The organism is Psychrobacillus sp. FSL K6-2365, assembly GCF_038003165.1.
Lineage (GTDB): Bacteria > Bacillota > Bacilli > Bacillales_A > Planococcaceae > Psychrobacillus > Psychrobacillus psychrodurans.
Window position 1 is genome coordinate 2,171,714 of record NZ_JBBOOO010000001.1, and the last position, 18,376, is coordinate 2,190,089.

Annotated in this window: 19 protein-coding genes and 1 pseudogene; 5 read left to right on the forward strand and 15 right to left on the reverse strand. The window is 33.9% G+C overall.

The window, feature by feature from the left end:
- Positions 1–11 precede the first annotated feature (11 nt).
- The 11 genes from copZ to MKY29_RS10455 all read right to left on the reverse strand — a co-directional run bounded on the left by copZ (position 12) and on the right by MKY29_RS10455 (position 9,512).
- Positions 12–218, reverse strand: a complete 207-nt coding sequence (copZ, locus tag MKY29_RS10405; protein WP_241599118.1) for a copper chaperone CopZ — start codon at positions 216–218, stop codon at positions 12–14.
- Between the two features lie 109 nt (positions 219–327).
- Entirely contained in the window at positions 328–540 is a 213-nt protein-coding gene (locus MKY29_RS10410; protein ID WP_241599117.1) for a copper ion binding protein, read from the reverse strand.
- A gap of 15 nt (positions 541–555) precedes the next feature.
- The gene (locus MKY29_RS10415) at positions 556–870 is read right to left on the reverse strand and encodes a metal-sensing transcriptional repressor (protein ID WP_241599347.1); all 315 of its coding nucleotides are present in this window, start codon (positions 868–870) and stop codon (positions 556–558) included.
- A gap of 127 nt (positions 871–997) precedes the next feature.
- On the reverse strand, positions 998–1,912 hold the full coding sequence (locus MKY29_RS10420; protein ID WP_241599116.1) for a plastocyanin/azurin family copper-binding protein: 915 nt from the start codon (positions 1,910–1,912) through the stop codon (positions 998–1,000).
- A 157-nt stretch (positions 1,913–2,069) separates the two neighbouring features.
- Positions 2,070–4,250, reverse strand: coding sequence for a copper-translocating P-type ATPase (locus tag MKY29_RS10425; RefSeq protein ID WP_340879718.1), 2,181 nt, complete (start codon positions 4,248–4,250; stop codon positions 2,070–2,072).
- Positions 4,251–4,380: 130 nt separating this feature from the next.
- Positions 4,381–5,115 (reverse strand): urease accessory protein UreH domain-containing protein, encoded by a 735-nt coding sequence (locus MKY29_RS10430; protein WP_241599113.1) that lies wholly within the window; start codon positions 5,113–5,115, stop codon positions 4,381–4,383.
- A 22-nt stretch (positions 5,116–5,137) separates the two neighbouring features.
- A complete protein-coding gene (locus tag MKY29_RS10435) occupies positions 5,138–6,061 on the reverse strand; it encodes a F510_1955 family glycosylhydrolase (protein WP_241599112.1) in 924 nt (307 codons plus the stop codon).
- Positions 6,062–6,076: 15 nt separating this feature from the next.
- Positions 6,077–6,754: a response regulator transcription factor gene (locus MKY29_RS10440; protein WP_241599111.1), complete on the reverse strand. Its 678-nt coding sequence runs from the start codon at positions 6,752–6,754 to the stop codon at positions 6,077–6,079.
- A 53-nt stretch (positions 6,755–6,807) separates the two neighbouring features.
- Positions 6,808–8,169 carry a sensor histidine kinase gene (locus MKY29_RS10445; protein ID WP_241599110.1) on the reverse strand — a complete coding sequence of 454 codons (1,362 nt, stop codon included), beginning with the start codon at positions 8,167–8,169 and terminating at the stop codon, positions 6,808–6,810.
- A 56-nt stretch (positions 8,170–8,225) separates the two neighbouring features.
- A complete protein-coding gene (gene resA, locus MKY29_RS10450) occupies positions 8,226–8,759 on the reverse strand; it encodes a thiol-disulfide oxidoreductase ResA (protein WP_241599109.1) in 534 nt (177 codons plus the stop codon).
- Between the two features lie 42 nt (positions 8,760–8,801).
- Positions 8,802–9,512: a cytochrome c biogenesis CcdA family protein gene (locus MKY29_RS10455; protein ID WP_340879720.1), complete on the reverse strand. Its 711-nt coding sequence runs from the start codon at positions 9,510–9,512 to the stop codon at positions 8,802–8,804.
- Positions 9,513–9,943: 431 nt separating this feature from the next.
- Here MKY29_RS10455 and MKY29_RS10460 point away from each other — a divergent pair, with 431 nt between their 5' ends.
- The 5 genes from MKY29_RS10460 (at position 9,944) to MKY29_RS10480 (ending at position 14,688) form a co-directional block, all read left to right on the forward strand.
- Positions 9,944–10,204 (forward strand): hypothetical protein, encoded by a 261-nt coding sequence (locus MKY29_RS10460; RefSeq protein ID WP_340879721.1) that lies wholly within the window; start codon positions 9,944–9,946, stop codon positions 10,202–10,204.
- 15 nt (positions 10,205–10,219) lie between these two features.
- Positions 10,220–10,924, forward strand: coding sequence for a response regulator transcription factor (locus MKY29_RS10465; RefSeq protein WP_241599106.1), 705 nt, complete (start codon positions 10,220–10,222; stop codon positions 10,922–10,924).
- On the forward strand, positions 10,921–12,318 hold the full coding sequence (locus tag MKY29_RS10470; protein WP_241599105.1) for a sensor histidine kinase: 1,398 nt from the start codon (positions 10,921–10,923) through the stop codon (positions 12,316–12,318). The genes MKY29_RS10465 and MKY29_RS10470 overlap by 4 nt, the downstream gene beginning before the upstream one ends.
- A gap of 174 nt (positions 12,319–12,492) precedes the next feature.
- The gene (gene asnB / locus MKY29_RS10475) at positions 12,493–14,349 is read left to right on the forward strand and encodes an asparagine synthase (glutamine-hydrolyzing) (RefSeq protein ID WP_340879722.1); all 1,857 of its coding nucleotides are present in this window, start codon (positions 12,493–12,495) and stop codon (positions 14,347–14,349) included.
- 57 nt (positions 14,350–14,406) lie between these two features.
- A complete protein-coding gene (locus MKY29_RS10480) occupies positions 14,407–14,688 on the forward strand; it encodes a hypothetical protein (RefSeq protein WP_241599101.1) in 282 nt (93 codons plus the stop codon).
- Between the two features lie 308 nt (positions 14,689–14,996).
- Here the strand turns inward: MKY29_RS10480 and MKY29_RS10485 are convergent, their stop codons facing one another.
- The 4 genes and pseudogenes from MKY29_RS10485 to MKY29_RS10500 all read right to left on the reverse strand — a co-directional run bounded on the left by MKY29_RS10485 (position 14,997) and on the right by MKY29_RS10500 (position 18,278).
- Positions 14,997–15,455, reverse strand: a complete 459-nt coding sequence (locus tag MKY29_RS10485; RefSeq protein WP_241599099.1) for a VanZ family protein — start codon at positions 15,453–15,455, stop codon at positions 14,997–14,999.
- A gap of 439 nt (positions 15,456–15,894) precedes the next feature.
- A pseudogene (gene ccsA / locus MKY29_RS10490) lies at positions 15,895–16,146 on the reverse strand (cytochrome c biogenesis protein CcsA); the annotation flags it as partial.
- A gap of 22 nt (positions 16,147–16,168) precedes the next feature.
- Complete coding sequence (locus MKY29_RS10495) at positions 16,169–16,831, reverse strand: response regulator transcription factor (protein WP_241599097.1); 663 nt, start codon at positions 16,829–16,831, stop codon at positions 16,169–16,171.
- 466 nt (positions 16,832–17,297) lie between these two features.
- Positions 17,298–18,278 (reverse strand): metal ABC transporter solute-binding protein, Zn/Mn family, encoded by a 981-nt coding sequence (locus MKY29_RS10500; RefSeq protein ID WP_241599095.1) that lies wholly within the window; start codon positions 18,276–18,278, stop codon positions 17,298–17,300.
- Positions 18,279–18,376 lie beyond the last annotated feature (98 nt).

Consider the following 18,376-nt stretch of genomic DNA (forward strand, 5'->3'; position numbering starts at 1 on the left):
CTCTTACTCTTTTATTCCACGTCATAACCTTGGTCATCAATTGTTGCCTTAATTTTATCTACATTTACCTTTTCTGAATCAAAAGCTACATCCACTTTACCTGAATCTAAATGAACCTTTACAAGACTAACACCTTCTAATTTTCCTACACTACCTTCAACAGCACTCACACAATGACCGCAAGACATTCCACTCACATTCAATGTTACGTTTTCCATATTTCTCACTTCTCCTTTTTCGATTAATAATAATTAATACTGCATACTGTGTAGGGGTATAATTTACAGAAAAAATCAGTGATTTACAAGCCAAACTTTCTTATTAATTTTAGGCAACTACTGTATATCCTTTACCTTCAATAGCATCCGTAATTTGTTTAATATCTGTTTGCGAATCATTAAACTCTATATCCACTTTTCCCGTTTCTAATTGCACATTAACTTTCTCCACACCACTAAGTGCGTTAACGCTATTTTCAACAGATTTTACGCACCCCCCACAAGTCATTCCTTGAACTTGTATTGTAACTTGATTTGCCATTTAAAATTCCTCCTCTTATTTTTTCATTAATTTTTGAATCGTAACTAATAATTCATCAAGCACTTCATCGTCACCCTCAGCTAACCTATCCACTACACAGCCTTTTAAGTGTCCTTGTAAAAGTACCTTAGCAACACTATTTAGAGCGGATTGAGTTGCAGAAAGCTGTGTGATTATATCGTCACAATAGACGTCTTTGTCTACCATACCTTTTATTCCTCGGATCTGACCTTCAATACGGTTTAATCGATTTGTTAGATCCTTTTTCACATGCTCAGGATGATGACTTTTTCTACAAGATATATCGGGTGTGACTTTACTTTCTTCCATTACATTGTCCAACTAAGCAACCTCCTATCCTTATATATATAATACAATACCTACCAGGGGTATGTAAAGCGTAATGATTTTTGTTAATGTAGATATTTAAGATTCTTAATTATCTCCCTAAAACTTTCTAATTCACAAGTACCTGACCGACCATTCCAGATTCTTTATGGCCTGGGATTGTGCAAATATATTTATATACCCCTGTGCCAACAGGGGTGAAAGTTAATTGCTCTGAACTATTAGGTTCGGCATGAAGATGTATCAAGTTTTCTTCTGTCCCATGATTATGCGTAGATTCGCTAGAACTATTAAGAGTTGGGATTTTCATTTCAATATCATGTTCGACGTTATCCATATTTTCAAGAACAACAGTGATCGGTTGATTTTTTTTTAAAACAATTTCTGTTAGGGAGTACTTCATATTTTCAGCTTGTATAGTAATAACTTTTGAGTTATTTTCTATCTTATTCTCTACGTTATTAGAATGGTCGTTATGGTCTTGTGAAGGTGAAGGTGTAGTAGATATGGAACTCACTTGTTTTTCGGCAAAAGAAACACCTCCTACAAAATAAAAAATAATGCTAGCTGCTAGGATGATTGGCTTTAATAACCAAATTTTATTTTCTATTTTTTGATTTTTCTTATGCGGTAACAAGAAAAATAAAAAGATAGTAGTAATGGATATCAATAAGAATAATCTTATTAAACTCATTGATTGTTCTTGGTTGATCATTTCTCCCACCATCGCACCCATCATACCGCCCATGAGACCAGACATTATTCCTTCTAATATGGACAAAATTCCAAAATATCGTCCACATATTGAACCTGCTAATATGCCAATAGCCATGGAAAGAATTGTTGATAAAAATAGATTCCCTTGTAATGTTACACCTAGGAGAACGCCCGCAGTCAATCCAATATTCATACCAAAAAACATAGAAGTAACCATCCCTTGCATGGGATTAAATATTTTTTTTGAATGCCTAGCTAAAAGAAGGATTATTAACGTTAACACGGTAAGTGACGCTAAAATAAACATTTGATAGAACCCCATCAATCCACCCTTTTTGTTTTTTATAATTCTTTTTCTATATTCTAGATTATATTTAATACCCCTTTATGGTATGCATGCAAAAAAATATCCCTGTGTATAAATTTTTTAGACACAGGGAACATCCTTGCTTGTGAACATCATTTTAGTCAATCTTTAATAACTGAGCATTAATTGCACAGATAATGGTGCTTAGTGACATAACCACCGCTCCAATTGCTGGAGTTATTACAATACCTATACCGAATAAAACTCCTGCTGCTAGAGGAATAGCGATAATATTGTATCCGGCAGCCCATCCTAAGTTTTGAACCATTTTTCGATGACTTGCTTTAGATAGCTTGAAAATACTTAAGATATCTACCGGGTTACTATTGACTAGTACAACATCTGCTGTTTCAATCGCAACGTCTGTACCTGCGCCAATCGCAATTCCTAAATCAGCTTCTGCTAATGCAGGTGCATCATTAATACCATCACCTATCATCGCAACTTTTTTACCACCTTCTTTTAATTTCTTCACATTATTTGATTTTTCATGTGGTAAAACTTCTGCAATTACTTTTATAATACCAAGTTTTTCACCTACGTAATTTGCTACTCGACTATTATCACCAGTCATCATAACTGTTTCAATACCAAGATCATTCAGTTCTTTAATGACTTGATAAGAGGATTCTCTGATAATATCTGCTAAAGCAATCATCCCTTGTAGCACATTATTTTTTAACACGAAAACGACGGTTTTACCTTGTTGTGCAAGTTTTTCATACGTATTTTCATCAAACGAAATTTGATTTGCTCTCATTGCACCAGGACTAACAACCGCAATTTCTGCACCATTAACTTTTGCAATTAGTCCTTTTCCAGTTAGATTTTGATAATCCTTTACCTCATAAAGACCTAAATTGCGTTCCTTCCCCTCTTTCACAATTCCTTTTGCAATTGGATGATCCGATTGCGTTTCAACGGAGTAGGCTAGTTTCAATAGCTCCTCTTCATTAACACCTTTACTTGGATGAACATCGGTCACACCAAAGTTTCCTTCCGTTAAAGTACCTGTTTTATCAAAAACAACACGATTAATTTTAAATGCCCCTTCAAATGCGGTCCGGTTACGGATTAACAGTCCTTTTTTTGCGGCAATGGAAGTTGATCTTGAAGTAACTAATGGACCAGCTAGACCTAGTGCGTGTGGACAAGCAATAATTAAGACAGTAACCATTCTTTCTAATGCAAAATCAAAATCCCCTGTTGTTGCCCAGTAAACAAGCGTAATAATACCTGCAACTATTGCTACATAAAATAACCATTTGGCTGCGATATCTGCAAATCCTTGCGCTTTCGATTTGGTTTTTTCTGCATCACTTACTAATTGAATTACTTGAGCAAGATAGGTGTCATTACCTGTTTTACTCACTTTAATTTTCAGTACACCTTCCCCATTTACTGCACCACCAATTGCTTCCATACCCGGTGCTTTTTCTATGGGAACAGATTCACCAGTTAACATAGATTCATCAACAGTGGATACTCCTTCAAAAATTACGCCATCAAGCGGAATCTTTTCTCCAGATTTAACAAGAATTTTATCACCTGGATGTAAAACTTCTACTGATACATCTACGATATTTCCTGATTCATCCAATTTATGTGCTTCTTTAGGCATTAATTTGATTAACTCTTCTAACGCTTTAGAGGCGCCCATAATGGATTTCATTTCGATCCAATGTCCGAGAAGCATTATCACGATTAGAGTAGCTAATTCAAAGAAAAAGTCACTTCCTATTATGAAAAAGGCTGTCAATGTACTATATATATAAGCTGTTACGATGGCTAAGGAGATTAATAACATCATTCCAGGAGCTCTGTCTTTTAGCTCACTCCATGCACCAAGTAAAAACGGCTTCCCACCAAATAAAAAGACAATAGTTGAAAGCAAGAATAATAATAAAGTGTCCCCTGTAAAGTTGACTTCATAACCAAATAGCATTTGAATCATCATGGATAAGTATGAAATAGGTATAGCCAGTATTAAGGATACCCAGAAGCGTTTTTTAAAGTCCCCGACCATATGTCCATGATGGGTAGAATGACCACCACCATGATTTCCATTTTGGCTGTGGTCGTGACCTTTGTGCATATTGTGATCGTGTTCACTGTGACTGTGTTGGATGTTATCTTCGTGCACGCTTTGGTCATCTTCACTGTTGTGTTGGCCGTGACCTTTATGCATGCTATGATCATGTTGGCTGTGACCTTCGTGCTTGTTAAGATAGTGTTCGCTTTGGTTGTGCTTATCTTCACTATTACCTTGCTTTTCCATTGTTCTCACTCCCTTTAATTTGAATTCATCTAAAGACTTAAAACATTGTTTCCATTAGTTTTTTCTTCTTGTGATGATTTTAATACACGATCCCCTGGTAAGGTATAGTCATCATTAAAGTTTCTAGTTATTATATTCCCCAATAGGTTATTGTATCAAACACACCAATAATGATAAGAATTACTCCAGCAATTTTTTGGATAATTCCTCCTATCTTCATGCTATTTTTCATAATTAATCGCTTTGCATCGAAAAGCCATATGAATACAAATAGAAGAATCAGTGGAATGGATGTTGCAATCCCAAAAGCGGCAGGTAAGATAAAACCATAAGAGGTTGATACCACGGTTGGCATTAACCAAACGAAAAATAGAACAAACATAGTTGGACAGAATGCTAAAGAAAAACTTGCTCCCAACATAAAAGAACCGAACTTTCCTTCTTTTAATACCATCGGGATATATGTTGATAAACGATTTAAGAATACAAGCTTCAAAATTCCTATAAGTACCAATCCCGTCACAATCATTAAAGGACCAATTAATTGACGAAATATCGGAAAATACTCGGTCATTTTTGTTTCAAACGATTGACCAAACATCCAAGCTAACATACCGATTAAACTAAACACAACAACCTTCCCTGCGATAAAAGATACTATCTCTCCCCAATTACTCTTCATTTGAACGGTACGATTTCCGTAAAAAGTAATTGCACTCATATTTCCTGTCAATTGACACGGTGCCACGGCCCCAATTAAACCAAGAAGGAGTGCAACTACAATTGGATAATGTTCAAAGGAGTTCAAGAAAATAGTAACTGGTTCACTGATTGTTTGACTTATCTTTGACATCAAACTATACATCTATGAGACACCTTCCATTTTCTTATTTTGATAACTCACCATTTGAAGCAAGTTTATCCCAAGAAAATCCATTGTCTTTCGTTATATAAATATTATTGTTATTTGTAACTATAACAAGTTCTTTTTGATTTTCAGGATTTACTGCTATAAAGACGATGGGATCCATCTTCAAATCTTTTGGGAGTTGGATGTCTGTTTCTTCATTATTCTCCAACAAGAAAGATTTTAGATATACCTTATCGTTATCAAAATTAGAATAATAACCTCCTGTCTTATTCAATGTAACATAAGTGATATTTTTAGTATTATTCATTGATTTAAAATTTTGGCCATAATCAGCCGAAACAAATAATCCATCCTTGCTACCAATTGCAATTAATTCTTTACGCGTGGGGTGTGCAGACAAATTAGAAATAAACTTTGAAATAAATCCGTTCATCATTCCTTCCGTCCAAGAGGCTCCTTCATCCGTGGAATAGTGTAGACCTACTTTCATATCTTCAACCGGCATTTCATTTAATACATAAATCGTATTCGAATCATACCCAGCTGCGAGGTAATGAAAATCAATCTCTCCGTAAAATGCTAATTGTTCGAAACTTGCTCCTTTATCTATGCTTTTAATAAGACCAAGAGGATTTTTATATTCAGAGCCTTCTTCAGGATGCCCACTTGAAAAGAATCCTTCTCGTACAGCCTGAAAGCCCATATAATCATGTTTTTGACTACTTGCTTCTTTCCATCCGTCCTTGCCATATTCATATAGTCCAAAATGTGTTGCAATGGCGATATCGTTTCCTCCATTTAAATATCCTAAACCGTGTATATGATCAATTTTACTATTTTTTACTTCCGTAAATGAATATACTTCCTTTTCATTTGAGTTACACGCAGACAGCACTAATATAAGTACTAATAAAACGATAAAAATATTATATTTCTTCATTTTAATCTTGCTCCTTTAGCTCCATTTATATCCGATTCCCCATACTGTCTTAAGAAACTCATCAGTAGGAAAACCATTCGTTTTTAATTTTTCTCTTAAATTTCGAATATGTGAGTCCACTGTTCTCGTATCTGTGTATGTGTCATATTCCCATGCAGCATCCAATAACTCTTCGCGTGTATACGTTTTTTTAGGGCGAGAAATTAATGCTTCGATAATATAAAACTCTTTTAAGGTGAGTTGTACGATCGAATCCTTATATTGTAATGAAAACGTTTCTTTTTCTAACTTCAATCCCTCGTAAATAATAGTCTCTTCCTCTGATTTATCTTCATCTAAACGACGTAAAATCGCATTAACTCTAGCCCCCAATTCATTTTCGTCAAAAGGTTTTGTTATATAATCATCGGCTCCAGTGTTTAATCCTTTTACTAAATCTAACTTATCCGATCTTGCCGTGAGCATAATAATAGGTACATTAGAAAACTCACGTATCTTTTCACATACTTCCCATCCATTCATCTCCGGCATCATGACATCTAATAACACAAGATTAATTTTTTCATTTTTCAGTTTCTCTATCGCTTTCTTGCCACTTGTTTCTTTGATACATTTGAATCCGAGCGGTTGGAGAAATAATTCAATTAGATTTAACATTCTTTGCTCATCATCAACTAATAAAATCGTCCGCATATATGCTCAGGAACCTCCTATTCAATTACGCCTTGAGTAACTTCCGAGTAATACTAAATTATTACGGTAAATGTACTTCCTTTTCCAAAAGTACTTTTTACTTCAATTGTACCTCCATGCGCTTCCACTAACTCTTTCACAACGGCTAGTCCAATTCCCGATCCACCTAATGAACGAGAACGTGACTTTTCAACACGGTAAAGCTTCTCAAATATGAACTCAATTTCATCGGTGGGAATTCCTATTCCAAAATCAATTACAGAGATGATTGTTTTCTTCTCTTTTTTATGAACTGCCAGTGTAACTTCTGTATTTTCTTTAGAATACTTCCATGCATTATCTAGTAAGTTCAATACAATTTGCTCTAATCGTAATGAATCCGCATGGACTTGAAAATTGTCTTCACAAACAAAACTAAGCTTAATATTCTTCATTTCAAAAGAAGGTCCAACTAATTTGATGATGTTTTCAAAAAACGTTTGTGCCCCAAAATTTTCCTTGGACACAGTGAAAGTATTTTCATCCATTTTTGCTAAGTCTAATAAATTTTTGACAAGTTCTTTCATTCTTTCTGACTCTTCTGCAATTATTCCAAGATACTGTGCTCGTTCTTCTCCACTAATTTCTTTTCTCATGGCAACATTTGAATATCCAATTAAGTATGTCAAAGGTGTACTTAATTCATGGGCAACTGAAGCTAGAAATTCATTGCGCTCCGTCTTCAACCTCTCTAAGTCATTAGCTAATTTCTGAATTGAACCTGATAAATCCCCAAGTTCATCTTTACCGATGTTCGGAAGACTCACGGCAAAATCCCCTTTACTTAAGTTTTCTGTAGCTTTTTTCATACGGATTAAAGGTCTCGTGAGAAGTCTAGAAAGGACGGTATAAACGATAAATAAGAGGATAATACTTGTCCCACCTGCTATCCCGAAATGCATGTTTAGCTTATCCACCAATTGTTTAAGAGAACTCGTACTTTGAAACATGACAACATAACCAGATTGATCATCACTCACTTTGTAAGGATGTGCACTAATAATATAAGGTGACTTTTTCCACTCTGAAATTAGTACCTTATCTATCTTCGAATCAAGGTTTTTTATAAGTGGAAGAAATTCATTTAAATACTTAGTATTTTCAAACGAGCTACTTATGATTTCACCTTTTTTATCCGTAATAACTACTTCTCTATCTCCCCCTTTTTCCATCAATACGATATGTTTCATCGTTGTGTCAGAATAGTATTCTACAAGTACTTCCCTGTGATTTGATCCGTTTTTCAATAATAAGGAAAACTCCTCTTCAATTCTTGCATGAATAATATTTCTATGGAGATAAAAAATAAGAAATGTTTCCATTATCAGTACAGCAATAAAAAAGTAGGCTGTTAACTTTGTCGAAATTCTATTCATTAGAACATTTGCACCTTCTCACTAGAAAATCTATATAGTTTATATGAAACCGCATGTTAGTCCGGCATTATTTGCTCCATATACCGCTTAATGCTTTCTTCACTCATCTCGCCGGTGATTATTTTCTCTATTTTCCCTTCTGGGTTAATAAGAATAGTAGTTGGCAAAGGGTTAATATTATAGGTTTCCATTACACTTTTATTGTCATCAATTAAAACTGGAAAAGTTAAGCCTTTTCGATCAATATATTTTTGAACGACAAAATCAGATTCTCCTATGTTTACCGCTAGTATTTGAAGTCCTTGATCTTTCACTTCTTGATACTGTTTGTCCATTAGCGGAAATTCTCTTTCACATGGTTTACACCAAGTTCCCCAAAAGTTCAAAAATACCCCTTGACCTTTGTAATCAGACAATTGATGCTTCTCTTCATTCATATCAACAAGTACAAAATCTGGTGCTGCATCTCCGACTTGTAAAACTTCATTTTTTCCTTTACTTAAGTTAGAGTATATGGTAAAAACAATAACTCCAACCATTAACGTCAAAAGTATGAACCGCATATAAAACCTTTTTTGCTTTTTATCCATGGTAACGATAACCCTACTTTCCTCATTAGTTTTAATCCTGTTCTAAAACCCAGTGAATCCTCCAAAAAAAGGAGTTAAAAATGCAATTATCTTTGTCATCATATCAAAATACAACAAGACACCCATTTCAATCATTAAAAATCCACCTAATCTCATAAACAATCCATTTCTTTTTTGAAGAAACTTCATTTTTCCTATAAACAATGACATTATGAGGAATGGAATAGAGAAACCCAGTACATAAAATAGCATATATAGCATTCCTCTTTCAGGGTTAGACATTCCTAAAGCAATTACACCTGCAAGTATAGGTCCTGTACACGGTGTCCATCCCGCTGCAAATCCCATGCCAATCAATACGGACCCTATATAACCTTTAGGTCTTTTTCTAAACTGAACTCTTTTCTCTGATAGTAAAAATTCAAATTTAAAAATTCCAAGGACTACTAAACCAAAAAATACGATAACAATCGCACCTACTTGTCTTAGTAAATCTTGATATTGAATGAAAATCGTCCCGATGAAAGACGTGGAGAATCCTAAAGCCATAAAGATAGCTGAAAAACCAAGTAAAAATAGAAGTGTGTGTACCAATGCCTTCCTATTTAATATTCCCTTTTCTTCTTTTAGTTCATTTAGAGATACCCCGGTAACATATGAGAGAAATGCGGGGTAAAGGGGTAATGAGCAAGGTGATATAAACGACAATAACCCTGCCCCAAAAGCCAAAAATAAACTTAATTGTTCAAACAAATAATTTCACCTATCCTTTTATTATTATCCTCTGAATTAGTATAAAGAATAAATATGAAGAAATTATGCAGAATTCAACATATAAGAATCTAAAAGATTTTATAATGTTCTTTTTGATTTTTTTGTGTCTTAGCGATCTTTTATTATTTCTTCATAATAATGTTTTGCGTAACAAAAACTTTCAGTACAAAAAATAAAAATAATAAATAAGGCAAACCTAATCAAATTGTAGACTTTCCTTGTCTATGAAATCTTCCAGTTTAAATATGAACTTGGATACACTTTTCAAACACAGATTTTTTATGCATTTTTCTAGTTTAATAATTACATTCAATCAAAAGTAAGCTGCAAATATTGATTTTATAATGGAAGAGACCCACTCATTTTGATATAGTATTATGCACCAGTATATCTTCAAACGCGGGCTGACTATGGCTTCAGATGAATCTTCTCAATCCGAGGTAGAGATACTATTAATATTGCTAAAATGCGCAATCTACAGTATGTATTATTCGAACAAAACGTTTCTTTTTCAGGTGACTGGAGTTATCCAAGAAGAGCTTGGCGCTATGTCTCTGACGCCTCATAACTTAAGTTTCTTAACAGACGTGGATGTACAAAATAATGAAAATTACATTACACAAATGGAAAAAAGAATTTATACTTTACATCAGGCAACTATTTTGAAGTAACATGGAGTGATTTGTATGAAAAGAATTTTAATCGTTGAAGATGAACAGTATATGCAGGAACTCATGCGAATCCAACTCCAAAGTCAATTTGATTTAACACTAGTTGATAACGGTGCAGATGTATTGCAAATATTCAAATCAAATGAATTCAATCTCATCTTATTAGACGTCATGCTCCCTTATATCAATGGTTTTGAATTATGCAAGGAAATTCGAAAATCCTCAAACGTACCTATTTTAATGGTCACTGCACGTACGGATTTACAAGATACAGTAAAGGGGCTAGAGCTCGGTGCAGATGATTACGTCACAAAGCCCTTTGAATTTGAAGAGCTTCTCGCTCGCATTAAGTCCTTACTACGTCGTTCTTCTTTTAAAGACGATGAAACAAATGATACGCAAATTTTATCGCTAAACAATGGGACATTAGTCATCAATCTTGATAATCGCAGTGTAACCTTTGATAGTCAGTTCATTGAGCTTACGAGTAAAGAATTTCAGCTACTTGCACTTCTTATGGAATCACCTGAACGCGTATTTACACGTGAAAAGTTACTTGAGCTATTATGGGATTATGCCGAAGAACGTGAACTACGAGCGATTGATTCACACGTAAAAAATATTCGAACGAAATTTAAAAGGATACGACCAGGAGCGAAGATTATTAAAACCGTATGGGGTATGGGCTATCAACTAATTATTCCAGAGGCACTAACATGAAAATAGATAGTATTGTGACGAAGCTTGGCTTAACGATTATGCTGTTATTCTTAACGATTCTTATCCCCTTCGCCATATTTATCGATCGCATTTTCTTAAATGTTTATTCGTTATATTTAGATGAAAATGTACGGACATTAGGTGACCGTATTGAAATAGTTGTCACGGAAACAATGAAAGGTGACTCTAATTTGTATCTTAAGATTCAATCACTAACTGACCATAATTTGGCCTTCTTTAATGAACATGGGATTGTGCAATCAGAAGGTTACTTGGAATATCATCAAGGTAGGAATATTTCAGAGTCTTGGCTGACACGCCTAGAAGCCAATGAATATCTCGCTGGGGAACGCGTTATTCCTAAAACGGAGGAAAATATTTATTATGTCGTCAAACCCTTCATGGAAGATGGAAAGTTTAGTGGTGGGGTCATCATTTTTTCTTCCATTAGTGAACTTCATGCCAAAATGCATGATGTACGTGACTGGATTATACGTACCATAATCGGTGCCATCATTTTAGCACTCATCTATACAATATTTCTTTCGTGGCGCCTCAGTCGTCCGTTAGTGGAAATGGAGAAAACGACACGCGAAATCTCTAAGGGAAATCTTGAAACGAAGGTCCGTGTGCACTCTAGTGATGAAGTGGGCTCCTTAGCCAAAGCGATTAACGATTTAAGTATTGAGCTCAATGATTATCGTATTAACCGCAGTGAATTTTTAGCAAATATCTCGCATGAACTAAGAACACCAACCTCGTATTTAAAGGGCTATGGCAATATTATCAAAAATAAACGTTACCAAACACCAGAAGAGCTTGAAAAATATGCGGGCATCATTGAGAGTGAAGCTAATCGTCTAGCGAAGTTAATCCAAGAGCTATTTGAGCTTTCTAAAATGGAAGAAGGCAATGTTCAACTGTATCGTCAGTATGTGGATATCGATGATCTTGTAGAATCCGTTGTAGAAAAGGTTGCGCTAAAAGCACAGGATTCAAACAATAACATTCGAATGAATGTACATCCAAACCTGTCTGATATTTATACAGATGGTTTACGCCTAGAACAAATTTTAATAAACCTTATGGAAAATGCCGTTCATTATACTGATGGAGGGGATATTGAAATTATTGCGAAACAGGATTATAAACAAATTCTATTTATCATACGTGATGAAGGTCCTGGTATTCCAAAGGAGGACCTCCCTTTAATTTTCAATCGTTTTCACCGCGTGGAAAAATCTCGTGCACGGAATCTAGGTGGTTCTGGCCTTGGTCTAGCCATTGTTGCAGAATTAACAAAACACCTAAAAGGAAAGATTCACGTCGTAAGTACACTAGGAAAAGGTACTTGCATCACTCTTTCCTTACCCCATAAATTACCGGATGAATAATTTTAAATTGTGAATACATGAATTTGTTTCTGCGGTGGTCTCATTTCCCTCCACCATCCTCGGCGCAAATCGGTTGTCTCAAATTCTCTTTTCAGACAGCCGACTTTCTCCATATTTTCTACAAATCCTCTTTGTACAATGTAAAGTATAAAAACTTTAAAGAGGTGCAGCACAATGTGTGGATTTGTAGGTTTTATACATGGTACACAACCAATTCAATATAAAACAATAATGGAGATAATGCTCAAAACAATTGTTCACAGAGGTCCAGATAGTGAAGGCATCTATTCAGATGAAAAAGTGACATTAGGTTTTCGTCGTCTGAGCATTCTCGATTTAAGTACAGCTGCTAGTCAGCCCTTTTCAACAGAAGATGAAGACATTATTCTTGTATTTAACGGAGAAATTTACAACTACCGTGAGCTTCGTGAAGAATTAAAGCAATACGGCCATATTTTCGAAACGAGATCCGATACAGAAGTTTTATTAAAAGGTTATCTTCAGCACGGCGTGCAAATTTTACAAAAATTACGGGGGATGTTCGCCTTTTGTATTTGGGATAAAAAACAAAATCTCCAGTTTATTGCCCGTGATCATTTTGGCATTAAGCCTTTGTATTATACGCAGCACACAACAGACAACACGATTATTTTTGGATCGGAAATTAAATCATTTTTACCACATCCAGCATTTAAAAAGGAATTAAATGAACAGGCATTACGTCCTTATTTAACGTTTCAATACCCTGCCATGGACGAGACATTTTTTAAAGGCGTGTATAAGCTTACACCTGGATCGTATATGCTCATTCAAAATGGAAATATCCAAATTAAATCTTATTGGACTAACAATTTCGCACCGTCAACTGATTCTCTTGATACGCATGCACAACATATTAAAGGTGTTTTAAAAGACTCTGTTAAGGTTCATTCCATAAGTGATGTAAAAGTTGGCTCATTTTTATCAGGTGGTGTTGACTCAAGCTATATCGCAAAGCTTTTACAGCCTGATACAACGTATAGCGTTGGTTTTGAAGGTTATGAATCGATGTTTGATGAAACGTCTTTAGCAAAGGCGCTATCAAAGGAGCTGCAATTTGAAAATAAGCAAAAGCATATTACAGCGGCAGAAGCATTTGAAATCATTCCGAAGATTCAGTGGCATATGGATGAACCCGATTCCAATTTATCTTCACTTCCCCTTTACTTTTTATCGGAACTAGCAAGTAAAGATGTAAAAGTTGTGCTTTCCGGAGAAGGGGCAGACGAGTTATTTGGTGGCTATGAGTGGTATAAGCCTTCAGAAAAAATGATGAAATATACAAAGGTACCTGCTGTATTGCGTCACACGCTAGCAGCAATAGTAAAATACTTACCGTCAAACCGTTATACCACCTTCTTAGAAAACGGTGCAAAATCTATTGAAGAACGTTTTATCGGACACGCCTTTGTTTGGCAAGAAGAAGATGCACTTGCACTATTAAATGAAAAATATCATCATGGACCATCGATTTGGAATATTGTAAAGCCATATTATAACAAAGTTCAAGACACAGACGATGTAGCAAAAATGCAATATGTCGACTTAAATGTTTGGCTACCAAGCCAGATCCTACTAAAAGCCGACAAAATGAGCATGGCCCATTCGCTTGAATTACGTGTCCCTTTTTTAGATAAAGAAGTATTTAGCGTGGCAAGTAGTATCCCAACCGAATATAAAGTAACAACAGCAGATATAAAAATTGCGCTACGTAAAGCAGCTATTAGTGAATTACCTGAAGCTTGGGCAAAACGGAAAAAGCTCGGCTTCCCTGTTCCTATGCGCCACTGGTTACGTGAGGAAAAATACTATCAAATGCTACGTAGTACGTTTGAAAAAGTTTATATCAGTGAGTTTTTTGACCGAGAATTATTAATGGATTACCTAGATGCACATTATGAGGGCAAAGCGAATCATGCACGCTATGTTTGGACTGTGTATGTATTCTGTATTTGGTATGAACAGTATTTCCCTGAAAATGCGCTTTACTAGATTGGCCATACTAAATACGTATGCAAATAACTAAAACACAAACTAAAGGGATATAGAATGGAGCAATTATTTTTAGGCATCGTACAAAGTAAAAACCTTGCCCGGCTTTATCAATTTCTTATGATGGTCCTTGTTTCTATGGTTCCATTTGACCCAATTCCAGTGCTCGCAACCTTTATTGCAATTATTCTCGATTTTGGGACAGACTTTCTCATTAAAATGCTTGGAACAACAACAACAACAACAACAACAAATAAAAAGAAATGGAACCAATATATAAAAGGATCGATTATTAACGTGTACGAAGCATACATTTCCCTTCTTAGAAGCACTATTTAAGTAGGTTTTTTACTATAAACTTACTCAAGAACCTTAAAACATTATTTCAACCAGCTTTATCTAATTTAAAAGTCATTTTTTCTTTCATATACTAAAAAAATGTTCTTAAAATAAAAAAAGAAATGCATCTCAATTTTAGAGTCACTTCTTTTTTTATTGAATTTTAGTCTGAAAGTAAAAATTAGTATTTGCTTTTGTCTTTTATAGTATTAATGCAAAATGTTACTTTCTCTGATTGATTAACCTTTTAATCATTTGTTAAGATTCATTGGTTGGCTCTAAACTATGAAAAATGAGTTGGAACTAATTTACTGCTTCTGAACAAATCTAACATTCCTAATTACAAATCCTAATACAGCACCTATCATATTTAGAATCAAATCATCAATATCAAAACTTCCTCTTCTTGAAACTACTTGTGTTACCTCAATAAATAATAATAAAATAGTCATTGTAATTACATATATACGTATTTTGTTAATTCTTTTTATAAAAAGCGGTAAATAAATGCCCATAGGTAAAAACAAAATTAAATTACCACCAAGGTTTTTTAAAGGGATGTTAATATTCAAGGTTCCATGGGCTATAGAATGAACATATAGATTTATAGTTCTAAATGGTATAAAATTTGAAGACGATTTTATGTATTCCCTAAAAGATACATCTGAGCATCTATAACCTCTTGAATCTAAAAATAATATAAAAACTAATGCAAATAAATAAAATATAAAACTAATACAAACTAAAGGGTTTTTAGCAGTTTTCATTGCTTTCCTCCTGATAATTTCACACAATTCTAAAAAGTATATAAATCTATTAATAAACAGTTATTAAACAGTATTTTGTCTCTTCCTGATAACATTTTATAATATCAACAAAAACTACTTCCTATAAATATATATTGTAAATAAAAAAATACATGGAGAGACCAATTTGACAGGCTCTTCCATGTAGTATTATTTAAAATTCGGTTTCGTGCTAATTATAAATGTTTTAGAATAATATGAAAATAATACATTTTCTTATAGTCTATCGTTCATCATAATGGCTTTATCCTACTCTTCTATTAATTCATAACATATCTTGTATAATTAATTACAATAAAATGAAAGAAAAACTCTACTCTCTCTTTATGAAAAAAGAACTTTTCGTTATACAGATACCCCAATTTGGAGGACAGACCAATTCAAGTATTATTTATAAATATTATGCATATGAGTGTAAACCAACAACAATTAAGTAAACCTATTAAAGTTAACCATGCTGATTTTTCATAACACCACCCTTTTGTTAATCTTAAGTGCAGGAACACAGCGTAAAACAGTCATGTTATTAGAGTCCATACCTCTTTTGGAACCTCAGTGCAAAAATTAGTGCACCTAATGTAAATACTGGAAACTCTATGAGTACCGATCGATACCCAATTTCATCCATATATTGAGAGTTTGCCTTTTCAACTTACATTTTATCTTTCTTCTAATCAATCTAATTCTACCCATCCATTTTTAATTGCTAAGACGACTGCTTGTGTACGATCTTTTACATTCAATTTGGAAAGAATATTAGAAACATGATTCTTAATTGTTGTCTCGGAAAGAAAAATAGTTTGACTAATTGCTCTATTACTATATCCCGATGCTAATAATTGCAGAATTTCACATTCTCTTTTAGTTAATAAATATCCTGGACTTAAAAGTTCATTTTTTCTAATTTCTAGGCGACTTAATCGTTGAAATTCTTTTAATACTACATTTGCTACTCTAGAATCAATATAAGAATAACCTTTATCTACATTATTTATCGCTTCAATGAGATTTAATATTCCCGCATTCTTTAATACATATGCGCTTGCCCCTGCTCGTATTGATTCTTTAACAAACAATTCATCTACCTCATTTGTTAAAGCAATAATATTTACTTGAGGATATTCTTTTAATAAATAGCATATGCTCTCTATTGAAACAGATAAATTTAAGTCGATTTCCATCAAAATAATATCTGGTAGAAATTCTAAATAGATAGCAAATGCTTCTGAAGCAAAGTCAGCTTCAGCGACGATATCTATATTTTGTTCAAGTTGTAGTTTTTTACTTAATTGCGAACGGTATGATTTTCTACTATCAATTACTCCAATTTTAATCATTTTTTCTCCTTCCTTTTTTTATCAACTAATTTTTAACAAAAATGTTAATCGGCGCATTAAAATTACTACAAACTAAATCCAAATAATTTAAACAGCAACCTTGAAGAAATTGTCATGAAAGCTTCTGCAAATGCGATGTACACGTAGCATATGGAAATCTTATTCGTAATAAGCTCCCATCCTTTCATACATAGACTAATAATACTTGAAAAATATGAAGAAACTATGCAGACTCAATAATATTAGATTACTAAACGACTTTTTTTCATTTGAAATCATTATATAAAGTAATTGGCTCGGTTCGTTTGAAGAATTTAATGAATTTAAAGGAGGCTACATAACGACTTTAATGCAGAAGAAGGCAGAAGTACGAATAGATATTTTATATTAGAAGATTTTATTTATTGTTACGGAAATAAAGGACAGCAAAAGGAATTGCTGTCCTCTTTTTCATTTCAAAACATACTTATTGTTGTATCAAACCTTGTTCAAGTGCCTCTATATTATCTTTCATAATCGTAAAATAGTCTTCGTTATTTTTTATATTTTCCTCAGAAATTGATTCAAGATTATTTAAAGTTAGTGCATTTAATCCTGTTTCTCTTTGGACAGAAACTGCTACTTTGTTCGTAAGATTAGGTTCAAAATATATATATTGTAGCTTTTGTTCATTAACTAGCGCAATTATCTCAATTAATTCCTTATGAGAGGGTTCATCAGTAGGTGATAATCCACTTATCCCTATTTGTTGTAATCCAAATGCTTCTTCCCAGTAGCCATAGGCTGAATGAGATACAAGAAATGTATTACTATCCGCATTGGCCACCATAGTTTTAAAATTTTCATCTAACATTTCTAAATCCTGTTTCAAAGAATTAAAGTTCTCCTCAAATGCATCTGTATTATCTGGACTAATTTCATTTAAAGCATTCTTAATATTATTAGCAATCGTAATTGAACGATTCGGATCTAACCAAACATGTGGATCTATGCTTATGCCCTCACTGTGTTCAGCATGTTCTTCTTCGTTTTCATGCTCTTCTGTGTCTTCTTCTTCCGAATCTGTGTCTTCCACTCCATTTATAAAGTCAATACCTTCAGTAGCATTAACAATCTTAACATCTTCATCCTTTACAGCATCAATTACTGCATTTGCAAATCCTTCTAGTGCAGTTCCAGAATATATGAATGCTTTACTTTCTGCTACATTCGTCATATTTTTCATAGTAATTTCTACGGAATGGGCATCTGACCCAGGAGGGATGAGATTTTCTACTGCAACGTATTCCCCTCCTATTCTTTCTGTAAAGTATTGAAACGGATAAATCGTTGTATAGACTTTAAGTTCTCCTTCTTCATTAATAGTCCCCACTTCTTCTTTACTGCAAGCAGTTAGGAAAAGTAAAGAAAACATAAACAACATAGTGGTAAGTATTTTTTTGTTCATTTTCTTACTCCTTTAGTGTATTAAATTGCTTTTTTATTATAATCGTAACGATTACTATTTACAATATAACAGGTTTAATATATTTTTTTGGTTTAGCG